19 protein-coding genes are annotated in these 22,984 nt (G+C 34.9%); 12 read left to right on the forward strand and 7 right to left on the reverse strand.

Going from position 1 to position 22,984, the window contains the following annotated elements:
• Positions 1 to 8: 8 nt before the first annotated feature.
• Positions 9 to 863, reverse strand: a complete 855-nt coding sequence (locus CGC52_RS00540; protein ID WP_095893131.1) for a YicC/YloC family endoribonuclease — start codon at positions 861 to 863, stop codon at positions 9 to 11.
• A 370-nt stretch (positions 864 to 1,233) separates the two neighbouring features.
• Here CGC52_RS00540 and glyA point away from each other — a divergent pair, with 370 nt between their 5' ends.
• The 3 genes from glyA to CGC52_RS00555 all read left to right on the forward strand — a co-directional run bounded on the left by glyA (position 1,234) and on the right by CGC52_RS00555 (position 7,874).
• Complete coding sequence (glyA, locus tag CGC52_RS00545; RefSeq protein ID WP_095893132.1) at positions 1,234 to 2,508, forward strand: serine hydroxymethyltransferase; 1,275 nt, start codon at positions 1,234 to 1,236, stop codon at positions 2,506 to 2,508.
• Positions 2,509 to 2,668: 160 nt separating this feature from the next.
• The gene (locus CGC52_RS00550; protein WP_095893133.1) at positions 2,669 to 6,067 is read left to right on the forward strand and encodes a T9SS type B sorting domain-containing protein; all 3,399 of its coding nucleotides are present in this window, start codon (positions 2,669 to 2,671) and stop codon (positions 6,065 to 6,067) included.
• A gap of 256 nt (positions 6,068 to 6,323) precedes the next feature.
• Positions 6,324 to 7,874 (forward strand): DUF4301 family protein, encoded by a 1,551-nt coding sequence (locus CGC52_RS00555; protein WP_095893134.1) that lies wholly within the window; start codon positions 6,324 to 6,326, stop codon positions 7,872 to 7,874.
• A gap of 70 nt (positions 7,875 to 7,944) precedes the next feature.
• Here CGC52_RS00555 and CGC52_RS00560 read toward each other — a convergent pair whose 3' ends face one another.
• The 4 genes from CGC52_RS00560 to CGC52_RS00575 all read right to left on the reverse strand — a co-directional run bounded on the left by CGC52_RS00560 (position 7,945) and on the right by CGC52_RS00575 (position 11,571).
• Positions 7,945 to 8,952, reverse strand: coding sequence for a PTS transporter subunit IIC (locus CGC52_RS00560; RefSeq protein ID WP_206675634.1), 1,008 nt, complete (start codon positions 8,950 to 8,952; stop codon positions 7,945 to 7,947).
• Between the two features lie 140 nt (positions 8,953 to 9,092).
• A complete protein-coding gene (miaA, locus tag CGC52_RS00565) occupies positions 9,093 to 9,998 on the reverse strand; it encodes a tRNA (adenosine(37)-N6)-dimethylallyltransferase MiaA (protein WP_095893136.1) in 906 nt (301 codons plus the stop codon).
• A complete protein-coding gene (locus CGC52_RS00570; RefSeq protein ID WP_042006594.1) occupies positions 9,991 to 10,860 on the reverse strand; it encodes an ion transporter in 870 nt (289 codons plus the stop codon). Before CGC52_RS00570 ends, miaA begins: the two co-directional genes overlap by 8 nt.
• Before the next feature lie 36 nt (positions 10,861 to 10,896).
• Entirely contained in the window at positions 10,897 to 11,571 is a 675-nt protein-coding gene (locus CGC52_RS00575) for an alpha/beta hydrolase (RefSeq protein WP_042006644.1), read from the reverse strand.
• Between the two features lie 408 nt (positions 11,572 to 11,979).
• Here CGC52_RS00575 and lpxD point away from each other — a divergent pair, with 408 nt between their 5' ends.
• From lpxD to CGC52_RS00620, 9 genes are all read left to right on the forward strand, one after another.
• Positions 11,980 to 12,999, forward strand: a complete 1,020-nt coding sequence (gene lpxD, locus CGC52_RS00580; RefSeq protein ID WP_095893137.1) for a UDP-3-O-(3-hydroxymyristoyl)glucosamine N-acyltransferase — start codon at positions 11,980 to 11,982, stop codon at positions 12,997 to 12,999.
• 14 nt (positions 13,000 to 13,013) lie between these two features.
• Positions 13,014 to 14,408 (forward strand): bifunctional UDP-3-O-[3-hydroxymyristoyl] N-acetylglucosamine deacetylase/3-hydroxyacyl-ACP dehydratase, encoded by a 1,395-nt coding sequence (locus tag CGC52_RS00585; protein WP_042006591.1) that lies wholly within the window; start codon positions 13,014 to 13,016, stop codon positions 14,406 to 14,408.
• A gap of 10 nt (positions 14,409 to 14,418) precedes the next feature.
• Complete coding sequence (gene lpxA, locus CGC52_RS00590; RefSeq protein WP_042006642.1) at positions 14,419 to 15,210, forward strand: acyl-ACP--UDP-N-acetylglucosamine O-acyltransferase; 792 nt, start codon at positions 14,419 to 14,421, stop codon at positions 15,208 to 15,210.
• A gap of 38 nt (positions 15,211 to 15,248) precedes the next feature.
• Entirely contained in the window at positions 15,249 to 15,815 is a 567-nt protein-coding gene (gene efp, locus CGC52_RS00595; protein ID WP_042006589.1) for an elongation factor P, read from the forward strand.
• 182 nt (positions 15,816 to 15,997) lie between these two features.
• Positions 15,998 to 16,747, forward strand: a complete 750-nt coding sequence (gene tpiA / locus CGC52_RS00600) for a triose-phosphate isomerase (RefSeq protein ID WP_095893138.1) — start codon at positions 15,998 to 16,000, stop codon at positions 16,745 to 16,747.
• A gap of 79 nt (positions 16,748 to 16,826) precedes the next feature.
• Complete coding sequence (gene hemE, locus CGC52_RS00605) at positions 16,827 to 17,855, forward strand: uroporphyrinogen decarboxylase (protein WP_095893139.1); 1,029 nt, start codon at positions 16,827 to 16,829, stop codon at positions 17,853 to 17,855.
• 157 nt (positions 17,856 to 18,012) lie between these two features.
• The gene (locus CGC52_RS00610; protein ID WP_042006582.1) at positions 18,013 to 18,405 is read left to right on the forward strand and encodes a hypothetical protein; all 393 of its coding nucleotides are present in this window, start codon (positions 18,013 to 18,015) and stop codon (positions 18,403 to 18,405) included.
• A gap of 86 nt (positions 18,406 to 18,491) precedes the next feature.
• On the forward strand, positions 18,492 to 19,655 hold the full coding sequence (locus CGC52_RS00615; RefSeq protein ID WP_095893140.1) for a class I SAM-dependent methyltransferase: 1,164 nt from the start codon (positions 18,492 to 18,494) through the stop codon (positions 19,653 to 19,655).
• A 192-nt stretch (positions 19,656 to 19,847) separates the two neighbouring features.
• Complete coding sequence (locus CGC52_RS00620; RefSeq protein ID WP_095893141.1) at positions 19,848 to 21,191, forward strand: TlpA disulfide reductase family protein; 1,344 nt, start codon at positions 19,848 to 19,850, stop codon at positions 21,189 to 21,191.
• A gap of 119 nt (positions 21,192 to 21,310) precedes the next feature.
• Here CGC52_RS00620 and CGC52_RS00625 read toward each other — a convergent pair whose 3' ends face one another.
• Together CGC52_RS00625 and CGC52_RS00630 are read right to left on the reverse strand one after the other, a co-directional pair.
• Complete coding sequence (locus CGC52_RS00625; RefSeq protein WP_095893142.1) at positions 21,311 to 21,970, reverse strand: YggS family pyridoxal phosphate-dependent enzyme; 660 nt, start codon at positions 21,968 to 21,970, stop codon at positions 21,311 to 21,313.
• Positions 21,971 to 21,972: 2 nt separating this feature from the next.
• Entirely contained in the window at positions 21,973 to 22,935 is a 963-nt protein-coding gene (locus tag CGC52_RS00630; RefSeq protein ID WP_042006576.1) for a Gfo/Idh/MocA family protein, read from the reverse strand.
• Positions 22,936 to 22,984 lie beyond the last annotated feature (49 nt).

Below are 22,984 nucleotides of genomic sequence, written 5' to 3' on the forward strand. Positions count from 1 at the left end.
TACCAATACTATAATACGTTTAATACTTGTTCTTTGATTTTTTCCAATTCATCTTTCATCTGCACCACTATTTGTTGCATTGGAGAAAAATTAGCCTTCGATCCCAAAGTGTTGATTTCTCGACCAATTTCTTGTGCTATAAAACTCAATTTTCGTCCATTTGATTCAGAAGAGTTTAGCGTTTCTATAAAATAATCCAAGTGGTTTTTAAGACGTATTTTTTCTTCAGTAATATCGAATTTTTCTAAATAAAAAATTAATTCCTGTTCAAATCGATTTTCGTCTACATTTTGGACTTCAGCCACCGCTTTTTCTAACCGTTCACGCACTAAAATTAACCGCTCAGGATCTAACTTCTCCACCTCTTGAAGTAGTGATTGAATATTATGGATTCGCAATATAAAATCCGCTTCTAAAACTTTACCTTCCTCAATTCTGAATTTCTGTAAGTCATCTATCGCTGTATGTAATAAATTGACAATCAATTGAAAATCATCTTCCGAAATACTCTCAGAAGTCGTTTGTAAAGCATCAGGCATACGAACCGCCATTTTCAATAATTCCACAGGATCGCCATCTACGATATTTTTCATCTGTCCCATGTACGCCTTCACTGCATTTTCATTGATTTTCACTGAGGTTTGCATACTGGTATTTTCCATAGAGATGTTAAAATCAACTTTGCCTCTTTGCAGTTGCTCGGCGATTATTTTACGAAACTCCAACTCCTTCTCACGATAAGCTAATGGAATGCGAGTACTGATATCTATACTCTTGCTATTGAGTGATTTAATTTCTATGTTGATATGTTTATCAGCAAGAGAAATGGTACTTTTGCCGAAGCCTGTCATTGATTGTATCATTCAGATAATTAATTTAAGTTTAATTTTAGTTCTTATTAGCACACACATGTGAAAACGCAGTTACAAGCCGATTTGTTTTAAATATTGGGTAAAGTAAGCAAATTTTTCGTCCTATACTTCCTTCATTTAGGGGATGAAAATAATCTGTATGGGCTTTATAACGCATTTAAAAACAGCTAACAAAGGTATTATTTTATAAATAGATATAAAAATTTTCTTTCAAAATATTTTTTAAGGTATAGATATTAACATTATATTTATTTATAAATCAAACAGATAGATACATATGTTAAAAACTTTTTTGAGCAGATGATTCCTTTATATTTTTAAAATACGTACATTTGGGAAAAAATTAAAAACAACAGGAAATATGCAACGTGATAACGAAATTTTTGACCTTATTGATGATGAGGAAGCAAGACAAATCCATGGGATTGAGCTAATTGCCTCTGAAAATTTTGTCAGTGATCAAGTATTAGAAGCTGCTGGATCCATTTTGACGAATAAATATGCAGAAGGCTACCCAGGACGTAGATACTACGGTGGTTGTGAGGTGGTTGATGAAATTGAGCAAATAGCCATTGATCGTGCAAAGACTCTTTTCGGAGCTGAATATGCTAATGTTCAACCACATAGTGGTTCACAAGCTAATACTGCGGTATATGCAGCTTGTTTAAAACCAGGAGATAAAATTTTAGGATTCGACCTTTCACATGGCGGACATCTAACACACGGATCACCCGTGAACTTTTCAGGAAAATTGTACACACCTGTGTTCTATGGAGTGGAAAAAGAAACGGGGCTTCTAAACTATGACAAAATTCTTGAAATTGCAGAAAAAGAGCGTCCACGACTCATCATTGCTGGTGCATCCGCCTACTCTCGAGACATTGATTTCAAAAAATTTCGTGAAATCGCCGATAAAGTAGGTGCTATTCTCTTTGCAGATATTTCGCATCCTGCAGGATTGATTGCCAAAGGATTACTAAACGACCCGATACCACACTGCCATATTGTAACAACAACTACGCATAAGACCTTGCGTGGGCCTCGTGGGGGACTTATCCTAATGGGAAAAGATTTTGAGAATCCGTTCGGATTGAAAACTCCAAAAGGAGAGATAAGAATGATGTCATCGTTGATTGATAGTGCTGTTTTCCCTGGAAACCAAGGAGGACCACTGGAACATATAATCGCTGCTAAGGCGGTTGCTTTTGGCGAAGCATTGAGCGATGAATTTCTACATTATGCTATCCAAGTTCAGAAAAACGCGAAAAAATTAGCTTCTCTTTTGATTGAAAAAGGGTATGATATTATCTCTAAGGGAACTGATAACCACATGATGCTCATCGATTTAAGAAATAAAAACATCAGTGGTAAGGAAGCGGAAGAGGCTCTTGGAAAAGCCGACATCACAGTGAATAAAAATATGGTACCTTTTGATACACGTTCTCCTTTTGTTACCAGTGGTATTCGTGTGGGAGTAGCAGCAATCACCACTCGTGGATTGAAAGAAGCCGATATGGAAACAATCGCTGGTTTCATTGATGAAGCAATTACAAATCACACTAACGATGAGGCTTTGGAAGCTATCGCCGAACGCGTTTATGATTTTATGGAAGAAAGACCATTGTTCGCGTACTAAAAAAATATTGTTTAAATTACTCTTGGAAACACCTTTCACTTTTTTCGTGAGGGTGTTTTTTAGTTTATGTAAAACATCTAACTTTATATTTAGATAATTTAATATTTTTTATACCTTTGTACTTAACTTCAAAACATTTAATACAGAGTAAAATAACAAAATGACAATTAAGAGAGGCATACTACTGTTATTATTAACAATAAATTCAGCGATTTTTGCTCAAGAAATAATTCCTTTTAAGTTGCGTAAACAAGAAAACTTAAGAGGAGGGCTTCGCATGATAGGGAATAATGTGGTTAATAATCAACCTTCAAATATGGCGTATCATGGAGATGAAACTAATGATAGATTACGAATGTCATATATTGATGTGGATAACGATGCTACAACTTTCAGTTCGAGTGCCGCTTCTTTGAATTTGTCCAGCACTTGCTCTAAGGTGAAATACGCGGGACTTTACTGGGGAGGAATGTATGATACGAAAGATAGCACAAAAAATAACATAAAAATCAAAATTCCTTCAAAAGAAACATACATTGATTTAGAGGCTGATACTTATATCTACGACAGTTTTACGGCTACACAAATCATCGCCTACAATCCTTATGTATGCTACAAAGACATTACTCACATTTTAACAGATGAAAATCCGATAGGGGAGTACGTAGTAGCGAACGTCAGAGCTACGGAAACTTTGCTGACAGAAAAATTTGGAGGTACTTCGGCAGGATGGCTTTTGGTAATCATCTACGAAGATCCTTCACAAACTACTAAAAATATCTCAACTTTTGATGGATACGCAAGTATAGAAACCAACAACAACATACCTATGGAGATGACCTTCACCTTTTCTGGATTTAAAACCTTACCTGCTCCGTTACCCGTAAAAGCTCGTTTTGGAATAGCTGCTTTGGAAGGCGATAAACAGATCAAGGGTGATAGACTCTCAATCTTACGACCCAATGGCTCTTACATGGGATTGTCCAATGATGTTAATCCTATAAATAATTTTTTTAATAGTTCAATAAGCTATGAAAATAGTTATATGAACGACCGTCGCCCTGCTTCAACTAATAGTTTGGGTTGGGATATTGACCTTTTTTCTATTGAAAATTCAAATAATTCAGTGATTGGTAACAACCAAACTTCCGCAAATTTCAAGGCTTCGACCACAGGAGATAAATTTGACGTATTTTTCAGTGCTTTCGAGGTAGAAGTTATCGAACCGAAGATGAATTTGCTTAAAACCGTGGAAGACGCTTCCCAAAATGTACTAAACAAACAAATAATTCCCTTAGGAACAACCGTTTACTATGGATTGGAGTTTCAAAATGTAGGGAATGACGATGCTATTGACTATTCTATTACGGATATATTGCCCAAAAATGTAACCTTTGATACGACCATTCCTGTAGAGATTCCTGCGGGAGTCACTTATTCTTTAACCACAACAACTAACGGAGAAACTCAACTCATATTCACCGTTCCTAACGCTTTAGTTACCGAAGGAAGTGCTAAACAGAAGATACGTTTTGCTGTGAAATTGAGCAATGATTGTAATGATTTTTCTACGATTTGTTCAGAAACTGTCGTTAATAAAGCCTATTCCATTTATAAAGGAATGAAAAATAGCGAAATCATTAACGATTTAGGAAGTTATTCAGAAATAAATCCATGCAATATCGGTGTGCCTGAAGAAACTATTTTTTATGTTGATATAAGCGGATGTACTCCTATGCAACAAACAGAATTATTCTGTGGTGAAAATAAAACACTAACTGCTGAGAGTGGTTACGATTCATATGTATGGACAAATGGTAGTGGACAAGTGGTTAGCAATTCACAAAAACTAATCATTACACAAGGCGGACAATACACCGTCGCTAAAACTAAAAAGGGATGTCTCCCTCGTAAGGAAATATATGATATGAATACTACTATTCGACAGGAATACAACCCTATTGTTCCATATACCACTACTAACTTTAAGTGCGAAGCCTCTAAGATATCTTTTCCGCAAGTATTTATTTGTGGGGCGACGGCATCCATTACTTTTGATTTAAACACCGTTTCGAATGTAACAAGTATCGAATGGCAAAAACACACAGGAGAAACTCTAAAAATTATTGAAAATTGTCCACCAACAGACTCAAATTGGCAACAAATACATATTGGAAAAAGCATAGCCATTGCGGAAGAGGGTATTTATAAAGTACTCCTAACTTTCACAAACGGATGTACCGCTCCCTACTTTTTTAGAGTGCATACCTCTCCCATAAATCCTACAGTTAGTACTGAAAATATTTCCTGTAATCCAGGAAAAATCAATGTATTAGGAATTTCAAATAATTACGAATTTGCTGTAGCCTTATCGGGAACTAATCCTACGAATTATCAAGAAAATCCATCATTCGAGATTACCAAAAACGGAAATTATACCATATATATTCGTAAAAAAGAACGATTAGCATCCGACTGTACAATCGAAATTCCAAATGTAATAATAAAGGATGTAAACCTCAATTTGGAATCGGAAAAGGTTACAAATGAAACCTGCTTTGAGCAGAATGATGCATCGTTCTCATTCCAAATTAAAGGAGGAACAGCCTCTTACACGATAATTTTAACTAATCAAAACACAGGAAACACTGAAAATAGGTCTGTCATGACCGAAGGTGTCATAACATTTGATCATTTAATCCCTGCAAACTATTTGTTGAGTGTCACAGATGCTCTTTCGTGTGTCGTAACCCGTAGTTTTACAGTAACAGCTGCTGCAAATTTAGACTTTATTGTCTCACAAGAACAAGCCTGTGAAGATAATGAAAGTATTTCTTATTTAATATTAGATTTCGTTTCGACAAATTTAGACGTAAATAAACTCAGTTACAGCCTTGGGGAAAGCATTGCCACACAAACGTTTGATAAGCTTTCAAAAAACAGAGCATATATCCACCAAAGAAATCTATCGAATGAAACAAATCAACAAATTACGATACATTACGATGGATGTTCGATAGTTAAAAATATTGATTTTGAAAAAGTTACGAGTTTAAATATTACACAAGTACAACCTACAAAATTACTTTCGGCAATTGAATTTAATGTGAATGGAGGTAGTGGTAATCATACCATATATTACAACGGAGTTCCTTCCGATGAACATATTTACTATTTCAAATCCACAGATATTGGATATACGGATGCTAACGGGAATAGTATAAAAAAAGTAAATGTACGAATAGAGGACGATTTGGGATGTTATTTCGAATCGCAATTTGAGGCTTTATTCGTAGACATAGAACTTCCGAACTATTTTACCCCCGACGGAGATGGAGTGAACGACACTTGGGGAGTTCGCAATGCAAGTGGATATCCTAAACTTAGGTTAGACATAATTGATCGACACGGACGAACATTGAAAATTCTGCGTAGAAATGAAACTTGGGATGGTACTTACAAAGGAAAAAAAATGCCTTCAGGAGATTATTGGTATATCCTGAGACTCAATTGGTTTGGAACAGAACTATATCGAGGTAATTTAACGCTTTATCGCTAATTGTAAGAATTCAACTTTAGAAAGTAAAATACCCATGGAAGTACTATAACTACGGTTGTATTTACAACAAATTACATATAATCTGACGTATTTTTTGTTATTGCCCAAAGAGTAAATTCTCAAAAAAAATCAAGCAGATTCTGAATATTTTTAAATATTTTTTGTAACTTTGTAGGAGGTTATTTTTATCCTTCTGCCAGAAAAAAGAAAAATAAAATAATTCGTTTACAAAAAATAATATTAAAAAATTAAAAATATGACCAAACTTACCCAAAAAGATCAACAGCTATTAACTCAAAAGGGAATTACGGAGGAGATGCTTCACAAACAGATAGCACTTTTTAAAGAGGGTGTCCCTCCAATTGAATTAGAATCTGCAGCCACTATCGGTAATGGAATTATCTCTTTTTCGAAGGAAGAAACCGCTAAATATGCCGCTATTTACCAAAAAAAGAAAAAAGGTATTTCAATTTTAAAATTTGTTCCCGCATCAGGAGCTGCTACACGAATGTTTAAATCACTTTTTGCATTTAAAGATAATTTTGATCCTGAAAAAGAATCTTTTAAAGCTTACATCAAAAGAAAAGGTGATAAAGAAATGGAAGTTTTCTTCAATGGATTGGAAAAATTTGCATTTTATCCCATTCTGATGGATTATATTGCAAAAAATATCCCAGAATTTCATTCCCAAAACGAAGATAATCAAAAACATATTTTAGTTTCAACCTTACTTGGAGAAAACGGATTGAACTATGGTAATCTTCCAAAAGGATTACTTCCTTTTCATAAACATTCTGAAAAAATAGCTACCGCCTTTGAGGAGCATTTTCGGGAATCTGTGATGTATGCTTCAGGTGAGGAATTAGCTCATCTTCACTTTACAATTACCGAACAGCATACCGATGCTTTCAATAAAGAACTGAGCGACATCAAACCCAATTTAGAAGAACGCTATAATATCAAATTTGATGTCAATTTTTCTTACCAAAAACCAAGTACAGACACGGTTTCTGTAACGGAAAGCAATGAATATTTCAGAGATGAAAATGGAAACCTATTATTCCGTCCATCAGGGCATGGAGCATTACTAGACAACCTCAATGAGGTAGATGCTGATGTTATTTTCATTAAAAACATTGACAATGTGGTAGTTAAAAAATACACAGACGAAACGGTTTTCTACAAAGAGGCTTTGGCAGGAAAACTTCGGGAAGTGCAGTCCGATGTCTTTCATATTCTAAAACGTATTGAAAATAACAAAGTTAAGAAGAAAGAAGTAACTAAAATTCTAAATTTCTTAAAGGAAATAAATATCTATGTGCCTGATTATCTGTATAAATTTAAGCGTCATTACGCTTTAGAATTTATAGAAGAGCAACTCAACCGACCGATTCGTGTATGTGGAATGGTAAAAAACGAAGGTGAGCCAGGAGGTGGCCCTTTCTGGGTTAGAAATTCGGATGGAAATTTAAGTTTACAAATTATTGAATCAGCTCAAGTTGACCTGAATAATCCGCAACAGAAAGAAATTTTCCAACAAGCTACGCATTTTAATCCAGTAGATTTGGTTTGTGGCACAAAAAACTTTAAAGAAGAAAAGTTCGACTTACATCAGTTCGTGGACCCCAAACAAGCTTTTATTACAAACAAAACCTATATGGGGAAACCACTAAAAGCACTTGAACGCCCTGGATTATGGAATGGTTCGATGGCAAATTGGATTACTATTTTTGTTGAAGTACCACTTATCACATTTAACCCTGTGAAAACAGTCAACGATTTACTTAAGAAAACGCATCAGGCATAAAAAAACGAATATTCTTAATAGAAAAGAGAGATTTTTGGATATTTATTATTAACCCAAAAGTCTCTTTTTCCTATCTTAACAATAAATCTCCCTCTTTGATCCATCCTTTTTTACGAAACCAAACACTTAATAACCAACATATTAAAGCAGGAAATAGGAAATGCAGTAACACTACAGCTAAAATTACTTGCCAACCACTTCCCATTGCATCAAAAGTGCCAATTTGTCCTACCAACCCACTTGTACCCATCCCTGCACCTGAGGGTACGTTTTGCATACCAAAAACAAGTATAGCAACAGGGCCTAAAATGGCACTTGTTATGATGGGAGGAAGCCATATTTTCCAATTTCGAATAATATTAGGCATCTGTAACATACTCGTTCCCAATCCTATACTCAATAATCCACCCATTCGATTTTCTTTATAGCCCATCACGGCGAATCCTACCATTTGAGCACAACATCCTACAGTAGCAGCCCCTGCAGCTAAGCCACTGAGAGATAAAGAAATAGCTACTGCTGCACTCGAAATCGGTAAGGTTAAAATTACTCCCATAACCACCGAAATTATAACTCCCATTATTACAGGATGTAAAGCTACTGACCATGTGATGAACTCTGCTATTTTATTCATTACCAACTGTATGGGTTCTCCAATAAGTTGTGATATTCCCAACCCTATACATATCGTAGTGAGGGGCGTAACTATAATATCAATTTTAGTTGTTTTATCAACTAATTTTCCGAATTCTACTGCAAAAAGTACAGCTACAAAACATCCCATAGGGCCACCTAACGAAGCAGCTGACAATCCGACCACAGCAGTAGCTCCAATAACTAAAATTGAAGCCGATAACCTATGAGCTACGCAAACACCAATAGCAGCTCCCATTGCTGATTGTGCTTGATTTCCTGCACCAACTAACCAATCAAAACCTGTCCAAGTTCCTATATTTTTGAGAATTAAACCAATAATTAACGATCCAAAAAGCCCTAATGCCATAGCATTAAGAGCATCAATGCCATAGCGTTTCAAGCTGATTTCTATATTTTTTTCTTTTAAAAATTTTGCTATCATATTGTACATCGGCTCTTTATTCTATTTAAACTCAAATATGAAATAACTTGACGATTTTAGTTTTCACATTTCTATCTGAAAAACAGTAAAATAACGTTTAAATTTAAAAATTTCAGCAATTTTGAAAATACATTGTTGAATTAATAGTTAAGTAAATATTCAAAAACATCTCTTATATCTACCTTATAATCAAACCATTGTACATTTGTATTTTTCCGAAACCATGTGTATTGTCGTTTAGCAAATCGACGGGTATTTTTTTTAATCTCTTCAATTGCAAAATCAAAAGAGCATTTACAATCAAAAAAATCGAACAACTCACGATAGCCTACAGTTTGCAGAGCGTTTAGATGCTTGTACGGATATAAATTCTGAGCTTCACATAGCAGTCCTTGTTCAAGCATTAATTCCACGCGTTGGTTAATACGATCATAAACAATATCTCTGTCGGCAGTCAACCCTATTTCGATGACTGAAAAATTACGTTTTATTTCCGTTTGTTTCAAAAATGAAGAGTATGGTTTTCCACTTGCCAAGCAAACTTCTAGAGAACGTATCATTCGTTGTGGATTCTGAATATCCATTTTCTGATATTGCTGAAAGTCTAATTTTTTAAGGAGTTCTTGCAAGTAGCCAATTCCTTGCTGTGCATAATTCTGATTGATTTCCTCACGAATGGTCGACGAAACTTCGGGAAAATCGTCTAGCCCTTGTGTAACAGCATTGACATACAAGCCACTGCCACCAACCATAATCACAATATTTTGCTTTTCAAATAATTGATTGAGTAGTTTAATAGCATCACGCTCAAAATCACCTACGGAATAAGGCTCGTGGATACTCTTATGTTGGATGAAATGGTGCGGAGCTTGTTCCAACTCAAATGAATTAGGAACGGCCGTCCCGATAGACATCTCTTTGAAGAATTGTCGAGAATCACACGAAATGATTTCAGTGTTAAAATGTTTAGCCAAGGTAATTGCTAAACGTGTTTTTCCAATGGCTGTAGGCCCTACAACTGTGATAAGTTTCTTTTCTTTAAACATCGGCATTTTTCAACGAAGTTCCACATTGGCAACAGAATTTCGCCTGTCTCTGATGATTTGTGTGTCCACAAGATTGGCATTTTTTTTGAACTTGATCGGTTTTCTGTTCAGAAATAGTAGCTCTGAATTTAGTCCTAGTACGTGAAAACTCAGCCGTTACAATCCCTGTTGGAACAGCAATGACACCATACCCCAAAATCATTACAAACGAAGCTATCATTTGTCCCAGAATGGTGGTAGGAGCAATGTCGCCATACCCTACCGTAGTTAAAGTTACAATACACCAATAAATACTTTTAGGGATACTTGTAAAACCACTTTCCTCACTTTCAATAACATACATTACTGAACCTAATAACACACAAATTACTAATACGAAATAAATAAACACAATAATCTTATTCCTACTAGTACGCAAAGCCATTTTTAACTCATTTCCCTGATTGGTAAAGCTGACCAGATCCAAAATACGGAACACCCGTAACAAACGTAATGCCCTTACTACCGAAAGTGCTTTTGACCCTGGAATAAAAAACGACAAGTACATTGGGAGAATCGAAATCAAATCAATGATCCCATAAAAACTAAAAATATATTGCAAAGGCTTTTTGTTGGAGATAATTCGTAAAATATACTCCAAAGTAAAAAAAACGGTGATTACCCATTCCAAAAATACTAAAACGCCATGTGCTTGATGGTCAATATCTTTCACACTTTCCAACATCACCATGATCACACTCAAAAAAATGAGAATGAGCAGTACTATATCAAAAAGCTTCCCCAAAGGGGTATTTGTTCCGTAGATAATTACGTAAGCTTTTTGCTTTAAAATGTCGTATTTAGATTTAAAAACACCTCGCATCTTTTGTTTTAATATGTTATTTGTAAGTTAATTCCGTTAATTATCAGCAGCACTTCGCTTTTTCAACCATTCTCGGAATGAGTAGAAATTTTGTGGAGCCACGCCATGTCCCACAGGAAATTCTTCATACACAAAATCAGCTTTGATTTTCTTTAAAAACTCAGGGATTTTTCTCGCCCAATCAATTGGAATTACCTGATCACTAGTTCCATGTGATACGTAGAAATTTATTGGAAAATGCTTTTGTTTTTTATAACTTTCTTTGAGAATATCCATGTTCAAATACCCGCTCAATGCAATAACATTGCGTATTTTTCGGGGATAAGAAATTGCAATAGCCATACTCAAAATACTCCCTTGGCTAAATCCGATTAAAGTTACATTTTTCGCATCCAATTTATGTAATTTACATGCCTCTTCAATGAAATGCATTATTAAATCACGTGATTTTATCGCTTCTTCGTTATCAGCATGTGGGGTATTTTCAATATCAAAATAAAGCGAAAACCAAGCATAACCAAACGTAGATAGCTCATAAGGTGCTCGAATAGAAATGATTGCATATTCTTCAGGCAATTCATCTGCAAAAGAGAATAGATCTTTTTCATTGCTTCCGTATCCATGTAGCATAAAAATGACAGGCGAACGTCTTGCTTTTTTCAAAGGCTCTCGCATTACATATTCCAACGGAAGTTGGTTTTCCATCTTCATCATATTATCCTTTTATTTTTATTATTTTAAGTTAGTATTTATCTTTTCGGTTGTCCACTGAGGAAAAAACTAAACACAAAGGTAAGGAAAAAATATATAGTAAAAAATATTTTTGAATAGATATTCAGAAAAAAAATATACATTTAGAACAAAAGAAGTCGTAATTTTGAATACATGACTACGCCTCATAACAAAGAAGAAAATTTTTTAGAACCATACTATAAAGCCTATTAGTTTTATTTTCACTCGGGAAGAAAACTTGTAAATAAGTTTCTTTAAAACGCTGTTTTTTTAAATAATTTTTATACTTTTGTTGCGAAAACCGTGTGTTTTAAAGAGGAAGAATCCTAATTCTTCGGTTCTTTTTCTTTGTATAAAATTAATAGTCAATTAATTATATAAATCAAGGTGAAATTTACAGCTTTACAAATAGCCAATATACTGAACGGGGAGGTTGAAGGAAATCCGAATGTTGAAGTTTATAAACTTGCAAAAATTGAAGAAGGCGAGGAGGGGAGTATCACTTTTTTGGCAAATCCAAAATACAAACACCACATATATACTACCAAAGCATCTATTGCTATAGTTAATAAATCGTTTTACCCAGATAGTCCGCTTGAAGTGACGCTGGTGAAAGTAGAAGATGCCTATTCCGCTTTTTCAAAATTATTGGAATATTACAACCAAATTAAACTTAACAAAGTGGGCATTGAAAATCCTTCATTCATTTCATCATCAGCAACTTTGGGAGAAAATGTTTATGTAGGTGCGTTTGTTTATATTGGGGAAAATGTACAAATTGGAAACAATGTAAAAATATATCCTAACACCTATATTGGTGATAATGTAACTATTGATGATAATACCACTATTTTTGCTGGTTGTAAAATCTACTCAGAAACAGTTATTGGAAAGCATTGCACTCTACACGCCGGAGTGGTTTTGGGTGCTGATGGATTCGGATTTGCCCCTGTTCAAGAAGGATTCTACAACAAAGTACCACAGATAGGTAATGTTATCATTAAAGACTATGTTGATATTGGTGCAGGAGCAACAGTTGATAGAGCTACTTTAGGATCTACTGTTATTGGAAAAGGAGTAAAAATAGATAATTTAGTGCAAATCGCTCATAATGTTGAGATTGGAAAGAACACAGTCATAGCCGCGCAAACAGGGATAGCAGGGTCAACCAAGATAGGGGAGAGTTGCATGATTGGCGGACAAGTGGGCATTGCTGGGCATTTGACTATAGGAAATCACGTAAAAATTCAAGCTCAAACAGGAATTGGTCGTAATGTTAAGGATGAGGAAACCTTGCAAGGAACCCCCGCGTTGAGCTATGCGGAGTACAATAAAGCGTACGTGGTTTTCCGAAAACTCCCCGATATTTTAAAAAAAATAGAACAACTAGAAAGTAAAATTAAATAAGACATAAAGAAAGTATGGTAAACCAAAATACTTTATCTAAGGAAGTTTTTTTAGAAGGAGTTGGATTGCATACAGGGCAAAACGTAAAAATGACGTTAAAACCTGCTCCTATTGATAATGGATTTACGTTTGTTCGTGTTGATTTGGAAGGAAATCCTGTCATTGAGGCCGATGTAAATTACGTAACCAATACCGAAAGAGGTACTGTTTTAGAGAAAAAAGGTGTACGCATTCAAACCTGTGAACACGTTTTAGCAGCCTTAGTAGGGATGGATTTGGATAATGTTATCATTGAGCTAAACGCTTCTGAACCCCCTATTATGGACGGTTCGTCTCGTCTTTTTGTGGAAGCCATTGAAAAAGCGGGTATTGAAGCTCAAGATGCTCCTCGCCAGGAATATGTTGTCAAAGAAGTTATTTCATACGTAAATGAAGAAACAGGAAGTGAAATAACCTTAATTCCTGCCGATGAATATCAGGTTACAACCATGGTTGATTTCGGTACAAAAATTTTGGGAACCCAGAACGCTTATTTGTATCGATTGTCTGAATTTAAAGATACTATCGCTAATGCACGTACTTTCAGTTTCTTGCACGAATTGGAGATGCTTATTGATCACGGGCTTATCAAAGGTGGTGATTTGAACAATGCCATTGTGTATGTAGACAAAGAGATTTCAGAAGAGACCATCGAAAAGTTGAAAAAGGTTTTTAATAGAGAGGACATTTCTGTGACTCCAAATGGAATCTTGAACAATTTAACCTTGCACTATTCCAATGAAGCAGCACGTCACAAACTATTAGATGTTATTGGTGATTTAGCTTTAGTTGGGACACGCATCCGAGGAAAAGTTATAGCTACTAAGCCAGGACACTTTACGAACACACAGTTTGCAAAGAAAATGTCCAAAATTATCAAAAATGAACGTAGAAACAATGTTCCTACAATTGATATCAACCAACCTCCTTTACTGAATATCAATGATATATCAAAATTATTACCACATCGTCCTCCGTTTTTATTGGTCGATAAAATTTATGAACTTTCAGATAAGCACGTAGTTGGTTTGAAAAATGTAACAATGAATGAACCTTTTTTTGTAGGGCATTTCCCTGGAGCTCCTGTCATGCCAGGAGTATTGCAAATTGAGGCAATGGCTCAAGCTGGAGGGGTCTTAATTCTGAGTACTGTGCCAGATCCTGAAAATTACTTAACTTATTTTATGAAAATTGACAATGTGAAGTTCAAAATACAAGTAATGCCAGGAGATACCTTAATTTTCAAGTTGGAATTGCTTACCCCAATCCGAAGAGGTATTTGTCATATGCAAGGATATGCTTATGTAAATGGAAAATTAGCGACCGAAGCAGAGCTGATGGCTCAAATTGTTAAAGTTAAAGAATCTTAATCTCAAAGCGATGAATCAACCCTTAGCATACGTACATCCAGGGGCAAAAATAGCTCAAAATGTTGTTATAGAACCTTTTACGACTATTCATAATAACGTAGAAATTGGTGAAGGTACTTGGATAGGTTCAAATGTAACCATTATGGAAGGAGCTCGTATCGGAAAAAACTGTTCGATCTTTCCTGGTGCTGTAATTTCGGCCATCCCACAAGATAAAAAATTTCAGAATGAAGAAACTGTAGCCATCATCGGTGATGGGACTACCATCCGCGAATGTGTGACTATCAATCGAGGAACTTCTGATAAAATGAAAACAGTGGTAGGTGAAAATTGTTGGATTATGGCATACAGCCATATTGCTCATGACTGTTTTGTAGGAAATCATTGCATTTTTTCAAATAACACAACATTGGCCGGACACACTACTGTTGGCGATTTTGTGGTTTTGGCAGGTATGGTAGCTGTTCAACAATTTGCAAACATCGGTAATCATGCTTTTGTAACAGGAGGGTCGTTAGTTCGAAAGGATGTACCTCCATACGTGAAGGCAGCTCGTGAGCCGTTGTCCTATGTTGGTATTAATTCAGTAGGGCTACACAGACGAGGATTTACCGCTGAAAAAATACGTGAAATCCAAAATATTTACCGAATTATCTTCCAAAAAAAATACAACATCGGACAAGCCTTATCCATCGTGGAAGCTGAAATGGAGGCTACTCCTGAACGAGATGAAATTTTAGATTTTATCCGAAATTCATCACGAGGGATTATGAAAGGATACATGGGAGTATCAACACTTTAAAAAATATTAAAAATTTATAGAAACAAGAACTAAAATAAATGGCAACAACAGCAGACATCAAAAAAGGATTGTGCATTCGTTTCAATCATGACATTTACAAAATCATTGAGTTTTTACATGTTAAACCTGGAAAAGGACCAGCTTTTGTTCGTACGAAATTGAAAAGCGTTACTACGGGAAAAATTTTGGATAACACCTTTTCAGCAGGACACAAAATTGAAGATGTACGTGTTGAGACACGTTCATTCCAATATCTGTATGAGGAGGGAGATAATTTTGTGTTTATGAACACCGAAGATTACAACCAAGTACATATTCGAAAAGACATGTTAGAAAGCCCTGATTTGTTGAAAGAAGGTGAAATTGTAATGATTATTTTTAATGCTGAGGATGAATCTCCATTGTCAGTAGAAATGCCTGCAAACGTAATTCTTACAGTGACTCATGTAGAACCGGGTGTAAAGGGAAATACAGCAACAAACGCGACAAAACCAGCTACAGTTGAAACAGGAGCTATCGTAAACGTACCTCTTTTTATTAATGAGGGTGACCGCATTAAGGTAGAGACCGAAAAAGGTACGTATGTTGAACGTATGAAAGATTAAATACCTAAAATCGTCTATAAGATAAAGCTATCCAAAAAGGGTAGCTTTTTTTTTATTTTTCTTCAAATATATCAATTCATTCCCGCTTCAAAATAAATTTCGGGATGTCTTGATGTATTTCATAAAAAATTGTATTTTTGTGGCTAGTTTTGCATTAGTTATTTATCGTAAAAATACAAGATATGAGAAAAAAAATTGTAGCAGGAAATTGGAAAATGAACAATGACCTGAAAAAATCAACAGAGTTGATAGCTGATTTATTAAAAAAATTACCTAAAACAGAAGCAGAAGTGATGGTGGCTCCTACTTTTGTGAATCTAATTCCTGCAACTGAAGCCGCAAAAGGAACTGCAGTTGAAGTAATTGCTCAAAATATGCATTTTGCTGAAAACGGAGCTTACACAGGTGAAATTTCAGCTGAAATGTTAAAAAGCATAGGCGTAAAAATGGTAATTTTAGGACATTCGGAGCGTCGTGCCTATTTTAACGAAACTGACGAGTCTTTGGCTAAAAAGGCAGACACAGCCTTGAAACATAATATCCGAATGGTATTTTGTATCGGAGAAGAATTGGCGGACAGAAAAGCAAATAATCATTTTAAAGTAGTTGAAAATCAGATTAAAAACGGATTGTTCCACTTGTCTGCTGATGCGTGGAAAAATATCGTTTTAGCCTACGAACCTGTTTGGGCAATCGGAACGGGCGAAACCGCTTCACCTGAACAAGCTCAGGAAATGCACGCATTTATTCGTAAGACACTTGCTGATAAATACGGAAAAGGAGTAGCCGACAGCGTTTCAATTCTTTACGGAGGTAGTGTAAAACCTGATAATGCCAAAGAAATTTTTGCAAAAGCAGATGTTGATGGCGGACTTATTGGAGGAGCATCACTCAAAGCCGATGATTTTATCGCAATTATTAACGGAATTTAATTCATAGCAGTTAGTGATTAGTGGTTAGTTATTTAGTAATTGTACTAACCACTGATTACTAATCACTAAGCACTAACAAATGTTACAAAACGATTTATTTTTAAGAGCCTTGAATGGCGAAACTGTGGAGCGTCCGCCGGTTTGGATGATGCGTCAAGCGGGTAGATATTTGCCAGAATTTAGGGCTTTACGCGATAAATATGATTTCTTTACGCGTTGCCGAGTTCCTGAATTAGCTGCCGAAATCACAGTACAACCTATTGATATTGTAGGTACTGATGCAGCTATTTTGTTTTCAGACATTTTGGTTGTTCCACAGGCGATGAATATTGAAGTGGAAATGAAATCAGGAGTAGGTCCTTGGCTTCCTAATCCGATTCGTTCTGCTAAAGATGTTGAAAATGTGATAGTTCCTGATATTCACGAAACTTTAGGATACGTGATGGAGGGTATCAAACTTACCAAACAAATGCTTGACAATCGTGTGCCCCTTATTGGGTTTGCAGGGTCTCCTTGGACGATTTTCTGTTATGCCGTAGAAGGGAAAGGTTCGCGTGACTTCAACATTGCCAAGGAGTTATGTTTTACAGATTCGCAAACGGCACACAAATTGTTGCAAAAAATTACGGATACGACCATTTTGTATCTGAAAGAAAAAGTGAAAGCAGGAGTTGATGCAGTACAAATTTTCGATAGTTGGGGAGGCGTGCTTTCTCCCGTTGATTATCAAGAGTTTTCGTGGAAATATATCAATCAGATTGTGGAAGCGTTAGCACCACTTACCAAAGTGATTGTTTTTGGAAAAGGATGTTGGTTTGCCCTTGATGAAATGGCAAAATCCAAAGCTTCCGCACTTGGTGTGGATTGGACGTGTACTCCGAAAATAGCTCGAGAACTTACGGGAGGAAAAATTACGTTACAAGGAAATTTTGACCCTTCACGATTACTCTCTCCGCCTTCGGAAATCAAAAGAATGGTACATCAAATGATTGACGATTTTGGGAAAGACAACTACATCGTCAATTTAGGACACGGAATTCTGCCAAACATTCCTGTTGAAAACGCAAAAGCTTTTGTGGAGGCGGTAAAATCTTACAGAGAAAAATAGAGCAAGTTTTTCTGGGATTATGAACAACTTAGGTAAGATATTACTTAAGAAACTTTTTTTGTAAAACATTGTTTTTCAATGTAATAATAAGATTTACAATGAAAGTAATTTTATTGTAAATCTTGCTTTATATATATCTATTTATAAAAGTCATAAGATGAATTTAGAAAGCCCAAAAGTAGTGGTTTCCAAAAACCCTCAAGAACTGTTTACGATGTTGGAAGATCTTCGTAACTTTAAAAAATTAATGCCTGAATCTATCAGTAAATTTGAAGTTATTGATGAAAATTCATTTGTTTTTGCTTTGAAAGGAATGCCTGAAATTGCCTTGCAGAAAAAAAGCAAAACACCTTATACACAAATTGTTATGGGAGCTGTGGGAGATAAAATACCTTTTACGCTGATTACTAACATTGTTCAAATAGCTGAAAATCAAAGTGAAGTTCAATTACTATTTGAAGGAAGTTTTAATCCAATGATGGCAATGATGGTCAAAAATCCGATTTCAAAATTTATTGAAACATTAGCTACTAAAATGCAGGAACTCTGATTAGAAACAATAGTATTTGACAGTATTATTAACCTAAAAATAGAACATTCCTAAATCGGATAAAGTTTGTGTATAATTTGTTATATATGAATATTTTAGATCCTAAAGTTCAAAATTTTATTCTTACTAATCAGGATATAAATATCTCAGAACTACTACTCAAAAAGCCTATCTTTGAATCTGTTACCAATAAAGAGTTAGCTCAGCAAATAGTGGGACGAAACGTGGCTTCGCGAAAATTTACTTTTTTGCTCCATGAGAATATTATTTTTCCCCCACAGCTGAATTTGGAACAAGCTTCATCGCAACAAACAGCTGAATTTAAATCCTTGAATCTTAGAGGAAAACGATTTTTAGACCTCACCTGTGGGCTGGGAATTGATGCCTTTTTCCTATCAAAAAGATTTGAAGAAGTGCATTTGGTAGAACAAAATCCAGAACTTCTGTCCTTGGTTAAACACAATTGGCAAATATTAGGTAGGAATGCAAATTTTCATCTGCAAAATGCAACTGATTTTCTGGCTGAAAACCAACAAAAATATGATGTTATTTATATTGATCCCGCTCGTCGAGATATTCATAACAAGAAGAAATTTTTGCTGGAAGATCTTTCTCCCAATCTTTTGGAGTTGCAACCACAGTTGTGGAATATTTCCGATAAAATATTAGTAAAGCTCTCCCCGTTGATTGACTTGACCTATTTGATACAAACGCTTCCTTTCGTGGAGCGAATAGATATTATTGCAGTAAAAAACGAAGTTAAAGAAATTTTTATCACACAAAATAGGTATAAGATAGAAGCAAAAACAGAGTGTAGATGTATAAACTTAGGTAGTGAAGATCCCATTTTTACATTTTTCTTCGATGAAAAGTATAAAAAAAATGTTGCTTTCTCAAAAGTGAAGAATTTTATCTATATTCCGAATAATGCTTTGCTCAAATCGGGAGCTTTTAGTCATATAGCTGTTCATTTTGGACTAGAAAAGCTACACCCAAATACACATCTATATACATCTGATATAAAAACACCTAATTTTCCAGGTCGTACGCTTAAATCAGAAGTAATTTCTGCAAAAAATATCGAAAAAGGAGCTAAATATAATATTATCTCCAAAAATTATCCTCTTTCAGTGGAAGAAATCAAGAAAAAATACAAAATTAAAGAAGGAGGTAATCGTTATTTAATTTTTACAGAATCTGTAACAGGAAAAGAAATAATTTTAGGGAGATTAGAGGAAGGTAACTATTAATAAGCTATAATCTCATAATGCAATAACCGTTGTTGTATATCAACTTTTTATTTCTTCTATGGTGATGAGTTTCTTAATGCTTATTTTTCTAATACGGATTCGGAGTAAAATTTCTTAGGAAAGAAATAAGATACATCGGAAAAATATTGTATCTTGCACCGATTTTTTAATATTAATTGTAACATACAGAAAATGAAAAAATTATTTATTGTATCATTCGCTACTCTCGGATTTGTAGCGTGTGGAAAGAAGGCTGACCATGTGATTCTCTCAGGAAAAATAGATGGCTATATGGGAATGCCAGTAGAACTTATCGGTGGAACAGAACGTCATACGTTGAATGTAAAATCTGATGGAACGTTTGCCGATACTTTAACAATCAGTACGAACTACTACAATTTGTTGGTTCAACAAACGGCTATGGTTCCTTTGTATTTGCAAAAAGGAGACGAATTAGGGATTAATATCAGTCCTGAAAAAGTAACTTTCTCAGGAAAAGACACCATCATACAAGTCTTTTTACGTGAGAAAAACAAAAAAATAAATGAAACTCGACAAAATTTAGAAACAATCTTGAGTGAGGAGCTGGATGGATTCAAAACGACAGTTGCTGATATCAAAAAACAAAATGATGAATTTTTAGCAAACTATAAAGGGCTTCCAAAAGAATTTGTTAAGTTGGAAGAGAAATCAAACCATTATTTTGACTTGCAATTGAAAGCATTGTACCCACGTGTTAAGTCTCAATTCAGTGGAAGACAAATTGAGATGCCTGCTGAGTTTAAAGCCGAATTAGATAAAGTAGATTACACCAACGAAACTGATTTTGAGTTGTTTGAAACATACAAATCATTGGTTATGGAAAATTTCTTCGGGAAATACATGAACCAAGAGCCTGATTGGAAAGCTATGGCTGAAGAAATTCAAGCTGTGAAACCGGCTAAAATTAGAAGTGTATTTGCTGAACAATTGGTTTTTGCGCTGAATCCACAAAATGGTTCTGAAACTAATGAATTCATTTACAAGGTTATAAAAGATAATGTTACCAAAGAAGATTATTTGAAACATGCTGAGCAACTTTATGCCGAATTGGAAAAATTGAAAAGTTTAAAAGCAGGAGTTATTTCTCCAAAATTTGAATACGAAAATTTTAAAGGAGGAAAAACTTCATTGGATGATTTGAAGGGGAAATTAGTCTATATCGATATTTGGGCAACTTGGTGTAAGCCTTGTCTCAATGAAATTCCTGCATTACAAGCTCTTGAGAAAGAATTTCATGGGAAAGATATTGCTTTTGTGAGCATTTCTATTGACCAAGATAAAGATAAATGGTTGGGATATATGAAAGAAAACAAATTACAAGGTATCCAATTGTATGCTGAAATGACAACAGAGGGGCAAAATTTTATACAAGATTATTCCGTTTCGTCTATCCCAAGATTCATTCTATTAGATAAAGAAGGTAAAATAATATCTGCAGACGCACCGAGACCATCATCTCCTGAAATTAAAGAATTATTGGTTAAAAACTTATAATCCAATATCATACAAAATAATAAAAACTGTCTATAGAAGTGAAAATTTTCTGTAGACAGTTTTTTATATATCAATCTATTTTGTAACTTCTGAAGTAGTATTTTCTGAGTAAAAGTTTTCTATCGAGATCCAAAAATTTTGCTCCCCACACGAATCATGGTGCTCCCACACTCAATGGCTATTGGATAGTCATCACTCATCCCCATGGATAAAATTTCAACATTCAAAAGAGGATGTTGTTTGTTTTTTAGTAAGTCAAAAACAGATTTAAGTGATTGAAATTCAGAAGCTATTTGTTTTTTATCTTCTGTAAAGGTAGCCATTCCCATGATACCTTTTATACGTATATTTTGTAATTTATCAAATGTAGGATTTTCCAAAAGGTTAAAAATTTCCTGGGGATCAAATCCAAACTTACTTTCCTCCTGAGCTATGTGAATTTGTAACAGACAATCAATAATTCTATTGTGTTTAAGTGCTTGTTTGTTAATTTCTTCAAGCAGTTTTAAGCTATCAACACCATGAATCAAGCTCACATAAGGTGCCATATATTTTACTTTGTTGCGTTGTACATGCCCGATAAAATGCCATTGTACATCTTTTGGCATAAGAGCCTCTTTTTGGGTCATTTCTTGAATTTTACTTTCCCCAAAAATACGCTGCCCAGCATCGTAGGCTATTTGCAAATCTTCAATTGGTTTGAATTTAGAGACCGCAACTAGCGTAACCCATTCAGGGATTGATTGTTGTAGCCCTTTCAGATTCTCAGCAATATTCATACCTACAATTTTTCGATGATTTGTTTGGCTATTCGCAAAGCCTCCGTACCTTGTTCTAGGGTTACAACAGGTGTAGTATTATTATTTATAGCATCGGCAAATACTTCCAATTCGTTTAGAATAGCATTATTTCCCTTAATTTCAGGGACTTCAAAATATATTTGTTTCTTTTCACCCTCTGCATTTTGCAAAATCATATCGAAATCACCTGCTATTTCGGGAGCGTCTTTCATTTTGACTACTTCGACCTTTTTCTCTAAAAAATCAACTGATATATAGGCGTCTTTCTGGAAAAATCGTGATTTTCGCATATTTTTCATTGAAATACGACTTGCCGTAAGATTTGCAACACAACCATTTTCAAATTCAATACGAGCGTTGGCTATGTCTGGTGATTGACTGATAACTAAAGCTCCACTTGCAGAAATATGTTTTACTTTTGATTGTACAATGCTTAGAATTACATCAATGTCGTGAATCATTAAATCCAACACAACGGGAACATCTGTACCACGAGGGTTAAATTCAGCTAAACGATGAGCTTCAATAAACATTGGATTGTTAATGCTGTTTTTCACTGCTAAAAAAGCAGGATTGAACCGTTCTACATGCCCGACTTGACCTTTAACATTATGTTTTTTTGCCAAAGCGATAATGTGTTCCGCTTCTTCAACCGTGTTAGCTATTGGTTTTTCTATAAACAGGTGCTTACCCCTCGTAATGATTCGCTCAGCACATTCAAAATGATTCAAAGTAGGGGTAACCACATCGACCATATCACAAGATTCAATCAGCGAATCAATACTATCAAAACAGTGATAACCAAACTCTTGACTCACCTTTTGAGCGTTTTCTTTATCAGGGTCATAAAACCCCATTAATTCATATTTCTCAGATTGATTCAACAATCGTAGGTGTATTTTTCCTAAATGTCCAGCTCCTAAAACTCCTGCTTTTAGTTTCATTTATTATGTTTTAAAGTCACAAAGATATAAAAAATATTAGTAAAATATT

It is taken from the genome of Capnocytophaga sp. H2931 (assembly GCF_002302535.1).
Lineage (GTDB): Bacteria > Bacteroidota > Bacteroidia > Flavobacteriales > Flavobacteriaceae > Capnocytophaga > Capnocytophaga canis.

What these genes read in the sequence shown, in the direction of transcription:
- CGC52_RS00540 (WP_095893131.1), bottom strand. Translation starts at nt 863, where the DNA reads ATGATACAATCAATGACAGGCTTCGGCAAAAGTACCATTTCTCTTGCT.
- glyA (WP_095893132.1), top strand. Translation starts at nt 1,234, where the DNA reads ATGCAACGTGATAACGAAATTTTTGACCTTATTGATGATGAGGAAGCA.
- CGC52_RS00550 (WP_095893133.1), top strand. Translation starts at nt 2,669, where the DNA reads ATGACAATTAAGAGAGGCATACTACTGTTATTATTAACAATAAATTCA.
- CGC52_RS00555 (WP_095893134.1), top strand. Translation starts at nt 6,324, where the DNA reads ATGACCAAACTTACCCAAAAAGATCAACAGCTATTAACTCAAAAGGGA.
- CGC52_RS00560 (WP_206675634.1), bottom strand. Translation starts at nt 8,952, where the DNA reads ATGATAGCAAAATTTTTAAAAGAAAAAAATATAGAAATCAGCTTGAAA.
- miaA (WP_095893136.1), bottom strand. Translation starts at nt 9,998, where the DNA reads ATGTTTAAAGAAAAGAAACTTATCACAGTTGTAGGGCCTACAGCCATT.
- CGC52_RS00570 (WP_042006594.1), bottom strand. Translation starts at nt 10,860, where the DNA reads ATGCGAGGTGTTTTTAAATCTAAATACGACATTTTAAAGCAAAAAGCT.
- CGC52_RS00575 (WP_042006644.1), bottom strand. Translation starts at nt 11,571, where the DNA reads ATGAAGATGGAAAACCAACTTCCGTTGGAATATGTAATGCGAGAGCCT.
- CGC52_RS00585 (WP_042006591.1), top strand. Translation starts at nt 13,014, where the DNA reads ATGGTAAACCAAAATACTTTATCTAAGGAAGTTTTTTTAGAAGGAGTT.
- lpxA (WP_042006642.1), top strand. Translation starts at nt 14,419, where the DNA reads ATGAATCAACCCTTAGCATACGTACATCCAGGGGCAAAAATAGCTCAA.
- efp (WP_042006589.1), top strand. Translation starts at nt 15,249, where the DNA reads ATGGCAACAACAGCAGACATCAAAAAAGGATTGTGCATTCGTTTCAAT.
- tpiA (WP_095893138.1), top strand. Translation starts at nt 15,998, where the DNA reads ATGAGAAAAAAAATTGTAGCAGGAAATTGGAAAATGAACAATGACCTG.
- hemE (WP_095893139.1), top strand. Translation starts at nt 16,827, where the DNA reads ATGTTACAAAACGATTTATTTTTAAGAGCCTTGAATGGCGAAACTGTG.
- CGC52_RS00610 (WP_042006582.1), top strand. Translation starts at nt 18,013, where the DNA reads ATGAATTTAGAAAGCCCAAAAGTAGTGGTTTCCAAAAACCCTCAAGAA.
- CGC52_RS00615 (WP_095893140.1), top strand. Translation starts at nt 18,492, where the DNA reads ATGAATATTTTAGATCCTAAAGTTCAAAATTTTATTCTTACTAATCAG.
- CGC52_RS00620 (WP_095893141.1), top strand. Translation starts at nt 19,848, where the DNA reads ATGAAAAAATTATTTATTGTATCATTCGCTACTCTCGGATTTGTAGCG.
- CGC52_RS00625 (WP_095893142.1), bottom strand. Translation starts at nt 21,970, where the DNA reads ATGAATATTGCTGAGAATCTGAAAGGGCTACAACAATCAATCCCTGAA.
- CGC52_RS00630 (WP_042006576.1), bottom strand. Translation starts at nt 22,935, where the DNA reads ATGAAACTAAAAGCAGGAGTTTTAGGAGCTGGACATTTAGGAAAAATA.